General features: G+C 36.3%; 19 protein-coding genes and 1 tRNA gene. 9 read left to right on the top strand and 11 right to left on the bottom strand.

Annotated elements, in window-relative coordinates; all coding sequences use genetic code 11:
- Positions 1-51: 51 nt before the first annotated feature.
- From ACICP9_RS05635 to ACICP9_RS05625, 3 genes are all read right to left on the bottom strand, one after another.
- Positions 52-2,253 (bottom strand): hypothetical protein, encoded by a 2,202-nt coding sequence (locus ACICP9_RS05635; RefSeq protein ID WP_395497465.1) that lies wholly within the window; start codon positions 2,251-2,253, stop codon positions 52-54.
- A gap of 86 nt (positions 2,254-2,339) precedes the next feature.
- On the bottom strand, positions 2,340-2,975 hold the full coding sequence (locus ACICP9_RS05630; protein ID WP_395497463.1) for a class I SAM-dependent methyltransferase: 636 nt from the start codon (positions 2,973-2,975) through the stop codon (positions 2,340-2,342).
- 74 nt (positions 2,976-3,049) lie between these two features.
- Complete coding sequence (locus ACICP9_RS05625; protein WP_395497461.1) at positions 3,050-3,997, bottom strand: glycosyltransferase family 2 protein; 948 nt, start codon at positions 3,995-3,997, stop codon at positions 3,050-3,052.
- 756 nt (positions 3,998-4,753) lie between these two features.
- Here ACICP9_RS05625 and ACICP9_RS05620 point away from each other — a divergent pair.
- The 4 genes from ACICP9_RS05620 to hemW are packed head-to-tail and all read left to right on the top strand — an operon-like array spanning position 4,754 to position 9,253.
- Positions 4,754-5,566, top strand: coding sequence for a Ku protein (locus tag ACICP9_RS05620; RefSeq protein ID WP_395497459.1), 813 nt, complete (start codon positions 4,754-4,756; stop codon positions 5,564-5,566).
- A 6-nt stretch (positions 5,567-5,572) separates the two neighbouring features.
- Complete coding sequence (ligD, locus tag ACICP9_RS05615) at positions 5,573-7,135, top strand: non-homologous end-joining DNA ligase (protein ID WP_395497457.1); 1,563 nt, start codon at positions 5,573-5,575, stop codon at positions 7,133-7,135.
- Positions 7,136-7,145: 10 nt separating this feature from the next.
- Positions 7,146-8,057: a non-homologous end-joining DNA ligase gene (gene ligD, locus ACICP9_RS05610; protein WP_395497455.1), complete on the top strand. Its 912-nt coding sequence runs from the start codon at positions 7,146-7,148 to the stop codon at positions 8,055-8,057.
- A 50-nt stretch (positions 8,058-8,107) separates the two neighbouring features.
- Positions 8,108-9,253, top strand: coding sequence for a radical SAM family heme chaperone HemW (hemW, locus tag ACICP9_RS05605; protein WP_395497453.1), 1,146 nt, complete (start codon positions 8,108-8,110; stop codon positions 9,251-9,253).
- A 15-nt stretch (positions 9,254-9,268) separates the two neighbouring features.
- Here hemW and trmB read toward each other — a convergent pair whose 3' ends face one another.
- Together trmB and elbB are read right to left on the bottom strand one after the other, a co-directional pair.
- On the bottom strand, positions 9,269-9,937 hold the full coding sequence (gene trmB / locus ACICP9_RS05600; RefSeq protein ID WP_395497451.1) for a tRNA (guanosine(46)-N7)-methyltransferase TrmB: 669 nt from the start codon (positions 9,935-9,937) through the stop codon (positions 9,269-9,271).
- A gap of 12 nt (positions 9,938-9,949) precedes the next feature.
- Positions 9,950-10,615, bottom strand: a complete 666-nt coding sequence (elbB, locus tag ACICP9_RS05595; protein WP_395497449.1) for an isoprenoid biosynthesis glyoxalase ElbB — start codon at positions 10,613-10,615, stop codon at positions 9,950-9,952.
- A 124-nt stretch (positions 10,616-10,739) separates the two neighbouring features.
- Between elbB and ACICP9_RS05590 the strand changes: the two genes are divergently transcribed.
- The 3 genes from ACICP9_RS05590 to ACICP9_RS05580 all read left to right on the top strand — a co-directional run bounded on the left by ACICP9_RS05590 (position 10,740) and on the right by ACICP9_RS05580 (position 14,566).
- Positions 10,740-12,518, top strand: coding sequence for a glycosyltransferase family 39 protein (locus ACICP9_RS05590; RefSeq protein ID WP_395497447.1), 1,779 nt, complete (start codon positions 10,740-10,742; stop codon positions 12,516-12,518).
- Between the two features lie 4 nt (positions 12,519-12,522).
- Complete coding sequence (locus tag ACICP9_RS05585; RefSeq protein WP_395497445.1) at positions 12,523-13,464, top strand: glycosyltransferase; 942 nt, start codon at positions 12,523-12,525, stop codon at positions 13,462-13,464.
- A gap of 82 nt (positions 13,465-13,546) precedes the next feature.
- On the top strand, positions 13,547-14,566 hold the full coding sequence (locus tag ACICP9_RS05580; protein WP_395497443.1) for a bifunctional UDP-4-keto-pentose/UDP-xylose synthase: 1,020 nt from the start codon (positions 13,547-13,549) through the stop codon (positions 14,564-14,566).
- On the opposite strand, the gene lpxK is transcribed toward ACICP9_RS05580, so the two are convergent.
- The 4 genes from lpxK to ACICP9_RS05560 form a co-directional block, all read right to left on the bottom strand.
- Entirely contained in the window at positions 14,526-15,518 is a 993-nt protein-coding gene (gene lpxK / locus ACICP9_RS05575; protein WP_395497441.1) for a tetraacyldisaccharide 4'-kinase, read from the bottom strand. The two genes, ACICP9_RS05580 and lpxK, sit on opposite strands and share 41 nt — an antisense overlap.
- Positions 15,518-15,661, bottom strand: coding sequence for a heme exporter protein CcmD (ccmD, locus tag ACICP9_RS05570; protein ID WP_071662705.1), 144 nt, complete (start codon positions 15,659-15,661; stop codon positions 15,518-15,520). Before ccmD ends, lpxK begins: the two co-directional genes overlap by 1 nt.
- 1 nt (position 15,662) lies before the next feature.
- Positions 15,663-15,836, bottom strand: coding sequence for a hypothetical protein (locus tag ACICP9_RS05565; protein WP_395497439.1), 174 nt, complete (start codon positions 15,834-15,836; stop codon positions 15,663-15,665).
- A gap of 75 nt (positions 15,837-15,911) precedes the next feature.
- Positions 15,912-15,988 (bottom strand) — tRNA-Arg (locus ACICP9_RS05560).
- Positions 15,989-16,198: 210 nt separating this feature from the next.
- Between ACICP9_RS05560 and ACICP9_RS05555 the strand changes: the two genes are divergently transcribed.
- A complete protein-coding gene (locus tag ACICP9_RS05555) occupies positions 16,199-17,473 on the top strand; it encodes an MFS transporter (RefSeq protein ID WP_395497437.1) in 1,275 nt (424 codons plus the stop codon).
- Between the two features lie 18 nt (positions 17,474-17,491).
- Here ACICP9_RS05555 and ACICP9_RS05550 read toward each other — a convergent pair whose 3' ends face one another.
- The gene (locus ACICP9_RS05550; RefSeq protein WP_395497435.1) at positions 17,492-17,902 is read right to left on the bottom strand and encodes a hypothetical protein; all 411 of its coding nucleotides are present in this window, start codon (positions 17,900-17,902) and stop codon (positions 17,492-17,494) included.
- Positions 17,903-17,912: 10 nt separating this feature from the next.
- On the bottom strand, positions 17,913-18,845 hold the full coding sequence (locus ACICP9_RS05545) for a YgfZ/GcvT domain-containing protein (protein ID WP_395497433.1): 933 nt from the start codon (positions 18,843-18,845) through the stop codon (positions 17,913-17,915).
- A gap of 171 nt (positions 18,846-19,016) precedes the next feature.
- Here ACICP9_RS05545 and ACICP9_RS05540 point away from each other — a divergent pair, with 171 nt between their 5' ends.
- Positions 19,017-19,523: a spore coat U domain-containing protein gene (locus ACICP9_RS05540; RefSeq protein ID WP_395497431.1), complete on the top strand. Its 507-nt coding sequence runs from the start codon at positions 19,017-19,019 to the stop codon at positions 19,521-19,523.
- The last annotated feature ends 68 nt before the right edge of the window (positions 19,524-19,591 follow it).

Here is a 19,591-nt window from a genome sequence, read left to right as displayed (position 1 = left end):
GTAAAATATTGCTGAACAAGCTTAATAAAATCATGCTAATCGTTTAAAATTCTATTTATAAATCAAAGGAGTTACAGGATTCATTCGGAGGAGCTCATAGCCTTTGATTTGCATCGTTGTTTCCTTTGTCACAAGGATGCGTATCTCTAATTTATCAACAGATTTGTTGAAAGTAATTTCACAAGTTGCCAGTATGCTTTTTGCATTTTTTATTTTGCGGAAAGAACATTGAGCGTCCATAATTCTATTAGCCGCTATTGAACGTATATGCACCCATGCTCCCGATATATTGCTTGCTGAACCATACAGCACAAAACGATAATGACCTTTTGTCATGGCGGTATAGGGACCTTGTAGCAAAATACCAGCCTGACCAGTTGTATATATTTGTTGATTTTTAATCAAACCTACTTCTGTCAATGCACTTCCTGGAAAACCTTGTTCTTTTAAAGCGACCGCTAAAGAAAAAGGATGTCGTTGAAGATAACGAAGTAATTTCTTTTTGTGCAAAAAGAAAATCGGTTTAAGTTTGACGACAGCGTAATATTTTCTCTTTTGCACATCGACCCAAGGTAGTTTCTCGAGGGATTCAATCACAGGTTCCACAGCGCCGCGAAAGATAAGGGAGGACCATTCCTCCGCACCCCAGAACATACTTGTATAAGGTAAAACAATGGCATCAGCTTGCCCTGTGGCTAATAACAACAAAATACGATACGTAGCAAACGGATCAACATAGTTTGAACTGAAGTGTTGCATAAGGCTAGGCCAATACTGACGTGCCTCAGCTAGATTTTTATCACCACCAATATTGTAAGCACGTATTTTTAAGGCTGCAGAGAGAGAGTTAAGTAAATAATCGTTTCGATAAGGTACAAAAGCCACTCTATCTCCTTTAGTCAGATCAAATGATAAAGGCCTTATCAATTCCTGATTGATTTGATAAAAACTTTTTTGATACTGCAAATAATGATGCCAGGTAGTACGTAGGTGCGGCAGGTTAGTTAGGATCAATGCGACCAGTATAATTACTATCCAACTGCTACGATAACGTAAGCTCTTTTGAGTTTGTGCCAAAAAAATTAACTGTAATATCCATAAACCCAATAAACTTAACGCCATCCAGCGATAAGGCTCACGCATTTCCTGAAATCCTGGAAGGTATTTGGAAAGTGAGGCATTTCCTGTTGGCATGAGGGCGTATTCATGAGGCATCTCCCTTGACATAGAATAAGGTTTTGTGGAATTGATTTTTATCGAAGGACCCATCGCCATCCACAATCCAAAAAAGCTCATCAATAATAGGCCCGTTGCCAAGACATTTTTTTTTCTAGTTTTCCACCAAGATAATCCCCCTAACAGTATAAAAGGCAAACTAAATGTTGTTGTCCATAGTATTTCGCTACCAAAAAATTGATTACTCGATCGGTTAACACTGAGATGCAAGCTATCCCAGAACCAGAAAATTCCTTGGGTTGGTCTCAGTAAAAAACTGAGATCAATTCCATAGGCTCGAAAATAATCAAATGATGAAAGAGGATAGCTAGATCTGCCAATATACAAAATATACAACAAAACAGCTAAACCAAACGCGAGAAAATGAAGAGGAAATGCAAACTTTAAAAAATAAGCGCGTTTCTCTTTAATACGAAAAAAAAGATAAGTGGCTAATATCGAAGAGCCAACAGCAAACATCATAAAGCTGTAGCCATCCATGAATACTGCAATTAAACAAGTTAAACTATATCCAAGTGCGGTGTAAAAAAGACTTTGTAATAACTTAGTTTGTGGTAGGTAAAAAAGTCGGATCGACATCCAAAAATAAAAAGGTAATAACGCAATGCCGAGTGCCAACATCGAATAAGTGTTATGCAAATAAACAATAGGTAGGCTTAACCACAGAACGGTTGTCAACAACGAGCCCATTTCGGTTAGTCCTAAGCTTAGACCTAAGCGATAAGCCCCCCAAAAAGCAAGCGCCAGCCAAACGACAAACATCATGGAATAAGCATCCCCTGCCGGAAATCCCAACGCCATTAATAAAGCACAAGGGTATGCACCGGCTAAACCAAACGCTATTGCCGCCGGATGAGGAAAACCAAAGTTGTTAGCATAAATACTCAGTAAAGACTGATTCAAAAAGGATTGAGAAAAACCTATTGTCCAAACCGCGGTTGATAAGGTAGGCATCATGAGAAAAGGGATAGCACCATAGAGTGAAAGTACTAGCGCAAAAAAAACTAACCCCCACAATCTGATTTTCCATTTGTGCCTTGATACTGCGTTTTTAGTAGGAGTTGTTTGCATAGTTTAGTGTGATGTTTGAGTTACAAAACTTTTTATTTACGCTGGCATAGCAACATAGTCCATGGAAAAGGTGTTTTGACTTCAAGAACATCAAAATATGTCGAGACTTGAGTCACAAAGCGCCGTTTACTCCAATGCTGAAGGTGTCCGGGTGTATTTCCAAAAGCTGAGCAGTATTTGCCACGTAGCATATTCAATAATCGCCAAATAGGCTCACGCGGGACACTGAGAATTAAGTACTTCTTGACAATTTTTTGTAATACACGCAGACCTTTGTTGGGATCAGCAAGATGTTCAAGTACTTCGCAACAAACAATCAAATCGGCTGGATTATTTTCATCGCATTCATAGAGATCCTTGACAGTAAAAAGTTGATTGGGCAGATGACTATCACATGCATTCGCTTGCGCTATCTTAATGACTTGTGACGATACATCGCATCCCCGTGCAGCAAGTCCGAGCTTATTCCAATGTAAAACCCAATAACCTTCACCGCATCCTATTTCATAGATGCTACTTGGATTAACTTTATTGACCAGCAGTGACAGAGAGGATGCAAAACCCTGCATGAGTCTTCGTATAATATAATTTTTTGCATCATATTTATTAAATACATTTCCTGCCACCACGCCATTTTCGCTGAGCCCGCCGGCTATTTTAAATTTCATCTATGCAACCCCTATTTCTGTTAGTTAAACTATAAAAAACTATTTTGTCACACGCCAAATCGACTAATTAAACGTTATTTTTTCTTATTAAGTTGTATATCTTTCAGATTACATCGTACATCTTCTAATAGTTTTCTATTAGCACCAATGATGTCGGCTAAAAAAGCTGTTAAGCAAGCCTGAAAGCTCATCACACACAGTGCGGAAGCTAGGATCAGTGACTGAATATGTCCTTTACCTTCACCTGCAAAATAATAATATAAAAAGCGAAAGCCAATAAAAAGACCTATGCTAGCTAACACTGCTGCAATAAAACCAAAGAATCGAAACGGACGGTAAACCACAAAAATACGTAATATCGTCATGATCGATCGTTTGATATAGGAGGGGATACTCTTTACCAAACGAGAAGGTCGCAAATCCCTATTGACACGGATGGGAACAGAAATAAGCATCATATTTTTTTGCTTAGCCTGAATAATAGTTTCTAAGGTATAGGTATACTCGCTGAATAGGATCAAGCGTTTCGCTGCTGAACGACTGATTGCACGAAAACCACTAGGGGCATCTGGAATATCCGTTCTGCTCACGACACGGACTACCCAGCTACCGAGTTTTTGCAGATTTTTCTTTATTTTTGAAAAATGCTCAATGTTGTTAATCGGGCGCGCGCCAATTACGATATCCGCTTTACCGTCAATAATAGCAGCAAGCAGTAACGGAATATCCTGAGCATTATATTGATTATCTGCATCGGTATTGACAATCACATCCGCATCTAAACTTAAACATGCATTGATCCCTGTCATAAAGGTATGTGCTAAACCCTTATTACAAGTATGCCGAATAACATGATTAACACCCAGTTTTTGTGCTACGTCTACGGTATTATCTGTACTACCATCATCGATAATGAGCCACTCGACTTGAGTGAATCCTGACACTTCACGGGGAAGTGCCGCGAGTGTAATAGGTAAAGTTGTTGCTTCGTTATAACAGGGAATTTGAATGATCAATTTCATAGCGAGCTCGATTAACCCTACCTTGCGTTAAAAGTTTTGTAATAATGTCGACAATACGTTCTGCCGCGTGACCATCACCATAACGCGATCCAGTGTAAACCACCCGAGTCGGCTAATACTAAATAGCACTTAATATAACACGGATTAATTGCTCGTATTTAATGATTTTATGAGTATTACATTCGGAATATGTACTAACTGTTTCTCTACGATAGTTTGAATGTCCCTATTCGGATGTATCAGGAACAGGAATTTAATCTTTGAATTATTCGGCATAATATGCGTGCGTAAGTAATATACAACAACTGCTTTCCAAAATTTTCTCAGCGATGGAGCTGGCTACTAAAATTATTTTTTAGTCCGTTGGTTTCTGTGCCTCTCTATTTTTTTTCTATAGTGATAATAAGGTATCAATAATGTGTTACCTGTGATAAACACATTTGTGTGAATACCTTCTTTTACCAATTGTCAGCGGATTCTGTTGGGCAGAAATGCAAATTGGCTAACATAGAGATTCTACAATCAGCTCTTCTGAAAAGGGGTGATGAATTGTAGTTGTTCTGAGATCTGCCTTGATGTATGCAAAAGTAATTTCCTGATAAAAAGTAGATAAGGCTGCCATGAAGATAGTAAATGACTGTCTCGGGGAATTAAATGACTGCTTGAAAAATAGTCAGTTTAAAATTTCCGATCATTAAATAGCTGCTAGATATATAATATAAAAGTGTTTTTAACTTGAAATAAAGGAAGACTTAAATGGCAAGGCCTATTTGGAAAGGATATATTACGTTTGGTTTAGTCAACATACCGGTTATTTTATATCCAGCTGAAAAAAAATTTGATATACAATTTAAATTAATCGATAGCCGTGATAAAGCGAGAATTCGCTATATGCGTATCAATGAACATACCGGTGAAGAAGTGCCTTGGACGGATATTGCTAAGGGATACGAATATGATGATAATAATTACTGGGTGTTAAAACAGTCTGACATTAAAGCTATTTCAGGCGAACATTCGAAGACGATTGATATTGTTACGTTTGTTAATAAAAATAGCATTAGTACGATGGATTTTGAAAAACCTTATTATTTAGTGCCGGATAAGAAAGGTGAAAAGGCTTATGTTTTATTGCGTGAAATCTTAAAAGATACTAAAAAAGTCGGAATTTCTAAAGTTATTATTCATACCCGCGAGTACTTAGCAGCACTTATCCCTTATGAGAACGCGCTTGTACTGAATCTGCTTAGATATCACCAAGAACTTAGAAAAGTAGCGGATTTTGAATTTCCCTCGGGTAATGTAAAGGCCTACAAAATTTCAGCTAAAGAAATCGAGATTGCTAAACAATTGGTGAATGGTATGACCACCAAATGGAATCCGAAAGACTATCATGATGTATTTAGAGAAACTTTATCAAAATGGGTAGAAGCTAAGATTCATCATAAAAAAGTTTCTGCAAAGAGAATAAAAACCAAGCTTAAGAAAAGCAATGTCATTGATTTTGTGGATTTATTGAAAAAAAGCTTAGAAAAAAATAAGCAGAAAACATCTAAAAAACGTGGATAGATAGCTATGTCTTTAGAAAAGTACCGCAAAAAAAGAGATTTTAAGCGTAGTTCGGAACCCTATGGCAGCATTAAAAAAAACAAACAATTAATTTATATTATTCAAAAACATGCCGCTAGTCATTTGCATTATGATCTACGTTTGGAATTAAATGGCGTTTTAAAAAGTTGGGCGATACCTAAAGGCCCTAGCTTAGATAATTCAATTAAGCGCTTAGCAGTACAGGTAGAAGATCATCCCATTGAATATGCAAAATTTGAAGGCATCATTCCCAAAGGTGAATATGGTGGGGGCACGGTGATGCTTTGGGATGTTGGTACTTGGGTATTCGAAACGGAAGATGCTAATTTTGCTTATAAAAAAGGACATTTAAGTTTTATTTTAAAAGGGAAAAAATTAAAAGGGGCTTGGCATTTAGTTCGAATTAAAAATAATCCAAAAAATTGGTTATTTATTAAGGTAAAAGATAAGTTTGCACGATCAGAAAAACAGTATGATATTACACAAGCGAAACCTAATAGTGTGATTAGCAGGCGATCTTTGGAGGGAATAGCAAAAAAATCCCATACAGATTTACCCGATAAACCTAAACGTACTAAAAAATCTAAAACTATTACGCTAAGCAAAGCCAGAAAAAAACACATGTCTCATTCGATGCAACCGGAATTAGCAACATTGGTCGAAAAACCACCTACCGAAGATGATTGGCTACATGAGGTAAAATTTGATGGTTATCGTCTACTTTGCTTTATTAAAGATAAAAAAATAAAGTTTCTGACTCGAAATCAAAAGGACTGGACAGAAAAATTTAAAGAATTACAGCTGGAAGTTCAAAAGCTAAATCTAAAATCAGCTATTCTAGATGGAGAAGTAATTGCGATAAATAATAAAAAACAATCTGATTTCCAATTGCTATCTAATTCAATTAATAAAAAAGAAAAATCAATATTAAGTTATATTGTCTTTGATTTGATTTATTATCAAGGTATGGATTTAAGTTTATGTGCTTTACAGGAGCGTAAGCAATTATTACAAAAATTAATTCCATTAAATAATAATAGGATTATTTTTAGCGCGCATATTGATGGAAGAGAGGGCGATATTTTTTTTAAAAAAGCGTGTAAAAAAGGCTTAGAAGGAATAATCTCAAAAAAGAAACTAAGTCCTTATTTACCAGGAAGAAATCGAAATTGGCTTAAAAGTAAATGTAGCAAACGACAGGAATTTTTAGTGGTAGGATTTACACTAGGAAAGGGAAATCGACATTATTTTGCTTCATTATTATTAGCGGTGCATGGTAAAAGAAAGGAATTGCTTTATTGTGGTAAAGTTGGAACTGGCTTTAATGAAAATTCTTTAAAAAAGATTAGAAAACTACTTAATAAATATAAAACGGATAAAATACCTTTTAAGGATGTCCCTGCAGCAATAGGCGATGTGTTTTGGGTTATTCCAAAAATTATCGTTGAAGTAGAATTTACTGAGTGGACGCGAGCAGGTGTGCTACGCCATCCCAGCTTTAAAGGATTACGCAGCGATAAAAGGCCGAAAGAAATTATCAAGGAGTAGTTCTAAAGAAATGCGTCAGCTCAATAGGAGAAAATTAGCTAAAAATAGCAGGGCATTAATAAACTTTCATTTATCTCACCCCGATAAATTATTATATCCCGGAGTAAACCTCACTAAATTAGATTTAGCCAATTATTATAATACCGTAGCAAATTGGATATTGCCTTATATTTTAAAACGGCCATTAACATTGTTGCGGTGTCCCAACGGTCAAAAGAAAAAATGTTTTTATCAAAGACATTTAACGACAGCAACGCAGGATCTGTATGCGGTAACTTTGCCAGATAAAACCGATAAATCGGAGCCATATCTTTATATTAAGGATAAGTCTGGTTTAATGGCTTTAATACAATTAGGGGTTTTAGAAATTCATCCTTGGGCTAGTCAAATTGATAAAATAGAAAAACCCGATTTTATTACATTCGATCTTGATCCGGGATTGCAAGTCGAATGGAAAAGCGTTATTGAAACTGCTTTTTTAGTCAAAGATCATTTACAGAAGCTTAACTTGAAAAGTTTTGTTAAAACAACCGGTAGTAAAGGACTACATGTTGTAGTGCCTATTAAACGATTGTATAGTTGGGATAAAATAAAAGTATTTTCCCATACGTTTGTAAAGTATTTGTCTATACAGAATCCACAACTTATTGTTGCGAATATGAGCAAAACAAAGCGTAGAGGAAAGATTTTTGTGGATTATCTTCGAAATCAACGCGGTGCTAGCAGCATTGCGCCTTATTCAACTCGTATTAAGGAAAATGCCACCGTAGCTACTCCTTTGGCTTGGGAGGAATTAAATGCTCGAATTAAATCGGATAGCTTCACCGTAAAAAACTTGCCTCAGCGATTAGCTCAGCTTAAACATGACCCTTGGACAGATTTTTATCAATTAAAGCAAAAATTGAGCTTGCCCATGGTATAATCATGCCGCTATTTTAGTAAAATTTGTATTATTCTCATATCTCAAGATGTATGCTAACTTTACCGCCTTTGTCGCTCTATATTCATTTTCCCTGGTGTATTCGAAAATGTCCTTATTGTGATTTTAACTCACATACTTTGTTATCAGAGTTGCCAGAAAAAAATTATATCAATGCATTGATTGCGGATTTAGAGCAAGATCTTGAAAAGTTGCCCGATCGACCCATCACCAGTATTTTTATGGGTGGAGGTACTCCTAGTTTATTTTCACCCGACACACTTAACTATTTGTTAGTAGAACTTGCTAAACGCTTAAAGTTTTCTGATGTTATCGAAATAACGTTAGAAGCAAATCCAGGAACGGTAGAATATCAGCGGTTCTATGCTTATCGTGAAGCAGGTATCAATCGACTTTCATTAGGTATTCAAAGTTTTTCAACTGAAAAACTAAAGCGCCTTGGTCGTATTCACGATGGAGATGAAGCGATTCAAGCCGTCATTGCAGCTAAAAAAGCAGGATTTACTAATATTAATCTCGATCTTATGCATGGTTTGCCGGAACAAAGTATCATGGAAGGCTTAAAAGATTTGCAGATTGCCTTTTCATTGGAACCCACACATATCTCTTGGTATCAATTGACGATTGAACCAAATACTGAGTTTTATCAAAGGCCGCCGCAATTACCATTAGAAGAAACGATGGGGGAGTTACAAGAACGAGGCGAAGAAATTTTTAGTGAAAAAGCTTATGAACACTATGAAATTTCTGCTTTTAGTAAAGAGGGATATCATTGCAATCATAATCGTAATTATTGGCAATTTGGTGATTATATAGGCATTGGTGCAGGTGCGTACAGTAAACTAACCGATAATAAAAAAATGACTATTAAGCGTGCTTGGAAACAAAAAAATCCAAAAACTTACTTATCACAGAAGAGTCATTTTTTAGCGGAAGAAAAATTTATTTTAGCCAAAGAATTGCCTTTTGAATTTATGTTAAACGCGTTAAGGCTTTTTCAAAAGATCCCAGCAGAATTATTTCAGCAACGAACAGGATTATTTTTTTCAAGTATTCAGCCTATTTTACACAAAGCGAAACAACAAGGTTTGCTTACCTATGATACATTTGCAATGGAAACGACAGAATTTGGCAAACGCTTTTATAATAATTTACTCGCTATGTTTATGAGTGATTAACATAATAAAAAAAGATTAAAGTGTAATAAAAACGAGATCCCAGATAGCATGACCTAGTTGTTGTCCTCGTTTTTCAAATTTAGTCATCGGTCTTGTAGGGGGTCTGGGTGTAAACTGATTTTTCTCAGCAGTGTTTTGCCATTGTGGTGTATTTTCCATAATTTTTAACATATGTTGAGCGTAATTTTGCCAATCCGTGGCGAGATGTAATTTTCCATTTAATTTAAGCTTTTCATGTAATAATTCAATAAATTTTGCTTGTACCAATCGTCGTTTATGGTGCCGGGTTTTTGGCCAGGGATCAGGGAAAAAAATTTGTACTACATCTAAACTATAGTTAGGGATGGAGTGAGCTAAAATTTCTGTGGCATCTGCATAAATAACTTTAATATTTTTCAGCTTAAATTTTTCGATTTGTGTTAAGAGTAATGCGATTCCCGGTCGATGAACTTCTATCCCTAGATAATTATTTTCTGGGTGTCGTAGCGCTTGCTCCAATAAACTATTACCCATCCCAAAACCAATTTCTAATATAATGCATGCTTGGCGTTCGAATAAGCGTTTAAAATCTATGGGGGTTAATAAGTTGTTTTGATCAGATAAGGCAGAAAAAGCGAGCTGTTGGCGTTGACTTAGTTTTTTTTGACGATGTACAAAACTGCGTATCGGTCTAAATCGGTTCATTGGGAAAAGAGATTATGTATTCAACAATAGAGAGAGTTCTTTTACTAAACATTCAATACCCATCGCTATTTCTTTAATTGAGCGAGCTAACATATAGGCTGGCGTGCTAACTAATTTATGAGTTTTATCCACGACACAGTCTGTGGCGGCACATGGAATAGGTTGGGCACCTAGTTTTTCTAATATCTCTGTAATGGCCTTATCATGTCCTATGGTTATTTTGATACCGGCTGGATAAAGCTTTGGCGCTAAAACCGGTGCAATACAAATAAATCCGGCAGGTTTTTTTGCTTCTACCATAGCTTTAGCAAATTTAAAAACATCCGCTTGTATGGAATAATTTTCTTTATTCAAACCAAAATTACACAAATTTAATGCGGCGCCGAAACCACCCGGAAAGATCATTGCGGTATAGTCATCGGCATTAGCTAAGGCAATGTCCTTAATTTTTCCACGTGCAATACGAGCGGATTCTTCCAGTATATTTCTTTTCTCATGCTCTTGAGTTTTACCATCAATCATATTGACTACGCGGGTTTGAGATAGATTAGGAGCTAAACATTGATAGGCTAGTTCAGCACGATCTAAAGCTAGCAAAGTCAGTACGGACTCATGAATTTCACTGCCATCTAAGGCCCCGCATCCCGATAAAACTACGGCGATGTGTTGCTTTTTCATTGCTTTTCCTCTCTAGAACCGTTATAAATTTGCCCTATTATATTCATTGTACTTCAAGATGGGAATCGGTATCTTGAAGTACTTCCTGCTTTCTCAATCCTATCCAAAATAGGCAGTGGTAAAAATGTCGATCATTCAAGCTAAACCCAGTAAAGGAAGCTGGTATTTTGATTTAATCTTACTGACAGTGGGTATTGCTTTAGCATTCAGTTTATTTTTAGGAACTAGGCCACTGAGTGTGCCGGATGAAGCGAGATACGCTGAAATTCCACGAGAAATGTTGGTTCTACATGATTTTGTCACACCACATCTGAATGGAGTTAAATATTTTGAAAAGCCTCCCTTATTTTACTGGTTACAAGCCGGTGCGATAAAAGTCTTTAATCCACTGATTATCCGAACAAAACACGCATTGAATAAGTCTAAAAGAAGTCGCTATTTGCCGGCTATTAGCGAATGGACGGTTCGTTTACCTAACGCTATTGTGGCATTATTAGGTTGCTTATTCGTTTATGCATCGGGTCGAATTCTTTTTGAAAGACGAGCCGGGTTATTAAGTGCCATTATCCTTGCTTCCAGTCTGCTCTATTTTACATTAGCGCGGATGGTAACACTCGATATGACCTTATCGACCTGTTTATCGGGAAGTTTGTTAGCTTTTTTACTTGCTGCCAATCAGCCGCCTAGCTTAAGTCGTCGATGGTTATTTTATAGCGCTTATCTATTTGCAGGCTTAGCGGTGCTCACAAAAGGACTAGTCGGCATAGTATTTCCAACTATGATTATTGGATTTTGGATATTATTCTCTAATCAATGGCATTTGTTGAAGCAATCTTATCTTCCTAGTGGAATTGTATTATTTTTATTACTAGTTTTACCTTGGCATATTTTAGTCCAGGCAAGAAATCCTGAGTTTTTTCAATTCTATTTTATTAACCAGCAATTTTTGCGTTATTCCACTTTAATTGCAGAGCGTTATCAACCCAATTGGTATTTTATTCCAATTTTTGTCGCCGGGTTTTTACCTTGGATATGTTTTTTACCTCAAGCCATACTGAGTCACTTTCCTGGAAATTGGCAACAATTTAAAGAAAAAAATAGCTATATTTTTCTTTTACTCTGGATAGGTATCATTTTTACTTTCTTTTCCTTTTCACATTCCAAATTAATACCCTATATATTACCTATTTTTCCTGCACTGGCATTATTAGTGGGTCATTATCTTTCTACTTACTGGCAACGAAGTTGGAATATTATATGGGGTTATATCGCTGTGCCTTTGATTTGGTTAGGTTTAGGAGGAATGGGTATTTTCTGTTTAATAAACGATGCTTCTATTAAGTTGTCACAAAGCACAAGACTTTTTTTGATAACAAGTTATAGTGTTTTTCTATTAGCTAGTATAGTAGCAAGCTTATTTGCTATTCGTAAAAAATCTAGCATGGCATTTACAAGCTTGGCAATAGGCAGTGTGGTTAGTTTTACGATTGTTTCTGTTAGCATTCCTCAGTTGGATACTCGCTCCATAAAGCCCTTAGTCGCAGTGCTCAAGCCTTTATTAAAGCCTAATGATAAAATAGTGGCCTACCATAATTATTATCAAGATTTGCCTTTTTATTTGAATCAACGGGTATTTACAGTCAATGTGGATGGGGAATTAGCTTTTGGGATGCAACACCAAGATACTAGCCAGTGGATGCTAAAAGATGCTAATTTCTGGCCTGCATGGAATAGTTCGCAGCGTATTTATATGATAACTAGCAAAGAAGTTTATCAACAGATTAATAAACAAAAAAAATATCGAATTTATTTGCTTGCAAAGACACCACAAAATGTTTTATTAAGCAATTATCCTATCGAAAAAAAGAAAATAAAAAATAGTATTAATGATAAAGAGGATTAGCAAAATGAATAAACCCTATATCAGTGTGGTTATACCTGTTTATAATGAGTCCGAAAACTTGGAACAACTGTATCAGCGGGTGATTGCGGCATTAGACAAGTTAGATAAACCCCACGAGATTATCCTTGTTAATGATGGAAGTGAGGATGATTCCTACAATCAATTGAATGAACTACAAAAAAGGCGCCCGGAACAAATCCGTATTATTCATTTTAATGGTAATTTTGGCCAACATATGGCCTTGATGGCAGGTTTTGAACGTGTAAGAGGAGAAATTATTATTACTTTAGATGCGGATCTACAAAATCCACCTGAGGAAATTTATCGGTTAGTTAATCTCATTGAAAAAGGTCATGATTATGTAGGGGGTATACGAAAAAATCGACAAGATACTTTTTTTCGGCGTTATGCCTCTATCATAAACAATTGGTTGCGCTATAAGATGACTAAGATTCGTTTGAGTGATCAAGGTTGTATGTTAAGAGCCTATCGACGTTCACTGATTGATTTAATGATAGCGAGTAAGGAAACTTCTTTATTCATTCCAGCACAAGCCTATAGGCTTTCGATATCTCCTGCTGAAATTGAAGTTGCGCACGATGCACGTAAATCGGGTGAGTCTAAATATAATCTTTATCGTTTGTTACGTTTGAATTTTGATTGGATGACGAGTTTTACTTTATTGCCATTACAGATTTTTACCATGCTAGGATTATTTATTTCAATGTTAAGTAGCTTTTTTGTTGTCTATTTGTTTTTACGACGGATTATTATTGGGCCCGAAGTGGAAGGTGTGTTTACGTTGTTTGCAATAGTTTTTTTCTTAATGGGAATAATGTTAATGGGTTTAGGTATTATGGGTGAATATATTGGACGTATTTACCAAGAGGTGCGTCATCGACCCCGTTATGTTATTAGAAAAATTATTGATGATACGAATGAATAGGTTTGTTAGTCAGCATCGTGCAATTGAAGACTCTCGCTCTTTTGCGTTTTTAAAAAATATAACTAAGTTTAAGTAGTAAAATATGAGTTTAAAAATATTAATTCTGGGGATCAATGGCTTTATTGGCAGTAGCCTGTTAGAGCATTGTATAGAGAAAACAGATTGGCATCTGATCGGTTTGGATTTAACCGATAACAAAATCAGAGAGTTTCTTAAGCACCCACGTCTTACCTTTAAAAAAGGCGACATGAATCATGAAGTCGCATGGATAGAACAACAGATTCAAAATTGTGATGTTGTCTTCCCTTTGGTTGCTATTGCTACTCCGGCAAGCTATGTAAAAAATCCTTTAAGTATCTTTGAGCTTGATTTTGAAGCTAATTTAAAAATAATTCGTTTGTGTGTTAAACATAAAAAACGTATTGTTTTTCCTTCTACTTCTGAAGTTTACGGAATGTGCACCGATGAAATATTTGATGAAGAGACCAGTAATTTTGTGCTAGGACCTATCAATAAACCTCGTTGGATATATTCCTGTAGTAAACAACTGCTAGATAGAGTGATTCATGCTTACGGTTTAAAAAACGAATTATGTTATACGCTTTTTAGACCATTCAATTGGTTAGGACCCAAGCTTGATGATCCGCACAATCCTAAACCAGGGAGCTCTCGAGTTGTCAGTCAATTTATCGGAAATATATTAAGGAGTGAAGCGATTCAACTGGTAAATGGAGGGCAACAAAGACGTAGCTTTATTGATATTGACGATGGTATAGCTTGTTTATTAAAAATCATTACGAATGAAAAGGGATGTGCTGATCAAGCTATTTTTAATATTGGTAATCCGAGGAACGATATTTCAATTCGCGAATTAGCCGAATTATTATTAGAGCTAATTAAAACTTACCCAAATTATGCCGGCTATGCGAAAAAAGTTCAATTACAAACAATAAATTCAGATAAGTATTATGGAGAGGGCTATCAAGATGTAGCGCGTCGTATGCCATCGATTAAACGGGCTGAACAGCAACTTGCTTGGCAGCCACATATCGATATTAAAACTAGTTTAAAGAAGATTTTAGATTTTTATCTATTGCAGTAATTCGATTCAATAGGGCATTTAGAAATTGGTTGTCTAACTCTGTTTTTGTTCTTAAGCACCAAAGCCTGGCATCAACAAAACCTACACATTTTACGGCATCTTTTTCAGTCATTATTATAATGGCATCCTTACCGTAGTTAAAATCGCGAGGCTTAAATAAGTAATGGTCCGGGAAAGGGTGTTCAATGATCTGAAGGCCTAGTTTACGTAATGAGTTAAAGAATTGACTAGGATTACCAATTCCAGCTACGGCATGTATTTTTTTATTTTGAAAATGCGCTGCGGTATAGGTATTTTTAGGTTGAATAAGCGGATAAAAATAATCGGGAATTAAGGACAGCTTAAATTCATTAACTCGAGCGGTTCCTTTGCTGACGATGAAATCGACCGAGTTCAAACGCGAAGCAGGTTCACGTAGTGGTCCTGCAGGCAAACAAAAATTATTTCCAAAACGTCTTTCACCATCGACGACAACAATTTCTATATTTCTACCTAAGCTTAAGTGTTGTAGGCCATCATCACTAATGACAATATTGCAATTTGAACGCTTTAGTAAATTTTTAGCACCGCGGCTACGATTCGGATCGATAATGGTTGGACAGGCAGTGTGTTGTGCAATCAATAAAGGTTCATCACCTACTTCACGGGCATTACTATTTTGATGTACTAAACAAGGAAAATGCTGCGTATTACCCCCATAGCCGCGACTGATAATCCCTGGCCGCCAGCCTTTTTCTTTTAAAAACCGAGCAAGTCGTATTACAACGGGTGTTTTACCTGTTCCTCCAATAGTAATATTTCCGACGACGATGACGGGGACCGAGAGATAACTTATTTTTAAAAAATGCATCTGATAAAGTTTACGGCGTAAAGAAATAAAAATGCCGTAAACAAATGATAATGGCCATAGTAAATAAGCCAAAAAGTTTTTTTTCTGCCAAATTTTTAACATTATTTTTTGGGAATTAATGACGTAATACGACGTTTTTTCTTAAATAATTTATAATACCGAATCAGGGAAGTTAACAGATTAATTAAGAGAATAGCGGCTGTCGAGAGGTAAGCTATCCATAAGTAGAAGCGATAATCTTTCATTTTAACTTCCTGTTATTTTATCTAACTGTAGCATAACATAATCTGGAGCGGGTTGTTTATAATCATTACCAATTTTTAATTCGCGATGATTTACAGCATGAGTGGCTTGAATAACGAATTGTTTGCCCACAAAATCCAAAGTTTGTAATGTAGCTGTTTTATTCAACGTAGCCATAACTTACGTAGGATTGTATCAATAGCAGTAGACCTCTTTGAGAAGCGAGTCATTTTTTATGGCCTTGCAAAAAATTGGTGCCCCAGGCCGGATTCGAACCGGCGACCTGTCCCTTAGGAGGGGACTGCGCTATCCAACTGTGCCACCGGGGCAGAAATAAGTCGCATTATACGCCTTCATTTTCCAGGAAGGGAAAAACAAAAAATATTGATTAAAATCGAAGAAATGCTTCCACATAAATTATCAACTCTAAAAGGCGGGAGCAATTCAATTTTTTTTGGATTGTCAATTGATAAGAAGTGCAAAATTTGACTAATAATGACATAATACTCCGCTAAATAAAATTTAAGGTTTAGTGCGTTATGCAGAGCGAGAAAAAACATTTTACTGCCCATCATTGGTATCCCTGGTTAGTGATTGCACTAGCAGCCGCTTTTTTATTTTATAAATATATATTGCAAGTTTCTCCTAGTATCATGACTGAAGAATTGATGCATATATTTCAAATACAAGGAACCGGATTAGGTAATTTGGCGGCTAGTTTTTTTTATTCATTTTTGTTAGCTCAACTTTTTGTAGGTGTTTTATTAGATCGTTATAGTCCACGTCTATTAACTACTCTCGCTATCCTTTTATGTGCCATAGGTATTTATATTTTTTCTAAGGCACATAGTTTAAATATAGCGATTTGCTCTAGGGTTTTAATCGGTGTCGGTGCGGCTTTTGCTACTGTTAGTTATATGAAAATGACCAGTTTATGGTTTAAGCCAAATCAATTTGCCTTTGTGGGTGGATTATTGGCTACGGCAGCTATGCTAGGTGCCATTGCAGGTGAGGTCCCTTTATCTTTTGCGGTTAATACTTTCGGTTGGCGACAAAGTTTATATTTGTGCGCCGTGAGTGGATTAATTTTAGCCGGTTTATATTATTTTATCGTTCGTGATAAGCCGGCTGGAGTACTAAGTGAAACAGGAACAGTAGAAAAATTTTCATTTCATGATGTCTGGATGGTGTTGAATAATAAACAAAATTGGCTTATCACACTCTATAGTGGATTGGCTTTTTCGCCCATTGATGCTTTTGCTGGTCTTTGGTGTATTCCTTTTTTAAAAGTAAGCTATCACGCTACGCACACGCAAGCGGCTGTATTGACTTCTTTAATTTTTTTAGGTTTGGCTTTTGGTAGCCCGTTATTAGGCTTATGGTCGGATCGATTAAATAAACGTGTTCCAGTGATGTTGATTAATGCATTTGTAGCCTTAGTGACCATTACACTGATTATTTATGTGAATTATTTGCCTCTTTGGTTATTGGGTACTTTGTTATTTATATTTGGTTTTAGTACAGGTGCATTTATGCTCGGTTTTGCGTTGGGTAGAGAATTAAATAAAATAACCGTTGCGGCGACGATAATCGCCTTAATAAATACAGGCGATATTATTTTTAGTGCGTTAACCCAACCACTGATAGGAAAATTATTAGATGCAAATTGGCATGGCAAGTTGCTAGCAGATGTACATTATTTTTCAGCGATAGATTATCGCCATGCATTAAGCATCTTACCGGTTTATATTTTATTGGCTTTAATCTTATTATTTTTTATTCGTGACTCGAATCCACAACAGTTAGAAGTTTAAACTATTTGCTTTCAGATTCTAAGGGCTGAGTTGATTGATAACCTTAGCTTTGTAGTCGGATTTCATGATGGGTAAGTTTCGAAAATCTTGTAAAACCTTCATGCAAGGGATAGTTTGGCTTTTTCTCTCAGCCATTTGCGCTTCTTGGCTAATACGTTGATAGACTAGAACAGCTGCCGCTTGATCAGCGGGGCCATTAGATAACTTATTAATCGCTTCGGTAATTCTTGCAGAAAAATCTCCTAGATTCTGGCCACAAGCCTGTGCGACACCTGCGATTGATCCTGCTTGTTTAGCAAATTCAATGGCTTTGCTTTCTGGATTGTTAAGCTTGGAAGGGAAGGTATTGTTAGAAGGAGTACCGGCCAACACATTACTCATCCCCAATAATAGAATTAAACCCAATATTTTTTTGTGCGTTGTAAGCATATTATTAGTTCTAGTTAGTAGAATAGGACAGTTCTAAAAATTTTATTACTGGACCTTCAAGAGTCTCTATTCTGATACTATGGGAAATCGCTTGAGTTTGCAAACAGACTAAGGCCTGGTAGCGATTACTCAGTTCTTTTGCACACATAATCAGAGTGCCTTTTTTGATCTTTTGATCACTATCAAATAGTGGGGTTCCTGGCAGGATGGAGCTATTGGTTTCAAAACTCACTCGATAAAGTCGACTTTTTGATTTTCCCAAATAATGAGTGCGAGCAATAATTTCCTGACCAATATAACAGCCTTTGTTAAAACTAACGCCACCTAGCTCAGGCAGGTTCAGTTGATGGGGTGTAAATTGACCACTCGTTTCAGCGTAAATAGTCGGAATTCCAGTCATAATATCTAATAAACGCCAGTGATTGACACTTTGCTGCTCAAATTGGGTATCGGTAAAGCTGAAAGGGGCAGTACTAGGAATTAGCAAAACGGTGCGGGGCACAGGCCCTGGAATAGATAAACTTAGCTTATGATCAGATTCTGCCATTCCATTTTCCTTGGCTGAGTATAACGCCTGTTCATTAAGAAAATTCTTTATAGAAGGGCCGTAAAGGCCGATTTTTTGCCAATCTTTACTGACCTCTGTTAATACTACTTTCGAAAAAATCGCATATTTTTGTAAGGAAGTTAATAAAAGTGGCAGCGTACTGCAAGGTAACAAAAAATAATAGTCATTTTGGTAAAAAAACAACCGAAAATTTGCAATGATTCGTCCCTTAATATCACAGTGTGCGCCTAATCGGCTTTGCTCTGTACTGATTTCTTCCAAATCGCAAGTCAATTGACCTTGTAAGAATGGTTTAGCATCTTTACCACTAATTCGAATGAGTCTAAGGTCGATGAGATCAACGGTGTTATTTTTACTCATTATTTCTTCAAGCATAAAACCAGCCTTATTCGTTAAATCGGCAAATATTCACTAGAATAAATTAACGATTATAAATTATTTCGCATATTTATATAAGCGACCTAAAAACAGCTGATTTAATAAAAAACTAATTATCAAACAAAGCTATAAAAAACTATAAAAGCTTTAGGTCTCATTGGGGGTATTATGCTTTCTTCTTTGATCAAGTTTGCAATCGGGTTTTTGCTTTTTTTAGTTCTTCAAGATGCGATGTGTGTAACTATTAACAATACACTAGCGGTGATGGCTACCGTAGGTGGTGGAGCGAATTGTACATTTGATTCAACAACAAACCTAAAATTCCCTAATTATTATCCACTAACTTCTAATCCAGACTATGCTACCGGTACTGTTACAGTGACATGCATACCAAATCTTGCTTATGATATAGGCATTGATAAAGGACAAAGCGCAGGTGCATCAGAATTCCATCGGTTGTTAACCAAACAAGGAGGAAGCCAGCAACTCAATTACAATCTTTTTCAAGATCCCAGTCATCAACATATGTATGGAACGGTAATTGGCCAAAATACTTTGCATCAGATAGCAACAGGATCTGCGGAAGTGATTACTATTTATGGGGAAATTCCGAGCAATCAATCAGTCGACGCAGGTACTTATTTAGATCGAGTGACTATTTTTGTAACATTTTAAATAGGTTTTGCGTACCTTACATAAAAATGATTATTAGATTACTTTATGTTCAATTATTAAGTCGATAG

The sequence above is a fragment of the Rickettsiella endosymbiont of Litargus connexus genome (genome assembly GCF_964277335.1).
Taxonomy (GTDB): Bacteria; Pseudomonadota; Gammaproteobacteria; order Diplorickettsiales; family Diplorickettsiaceae; genus Aquirickettsiella; species Aquirickettsiella isopodorum.
Note: the sequence above shows the minus strand (reverse complement) of the source record. Positions and strands in the feature narration are given on the sequence as shown.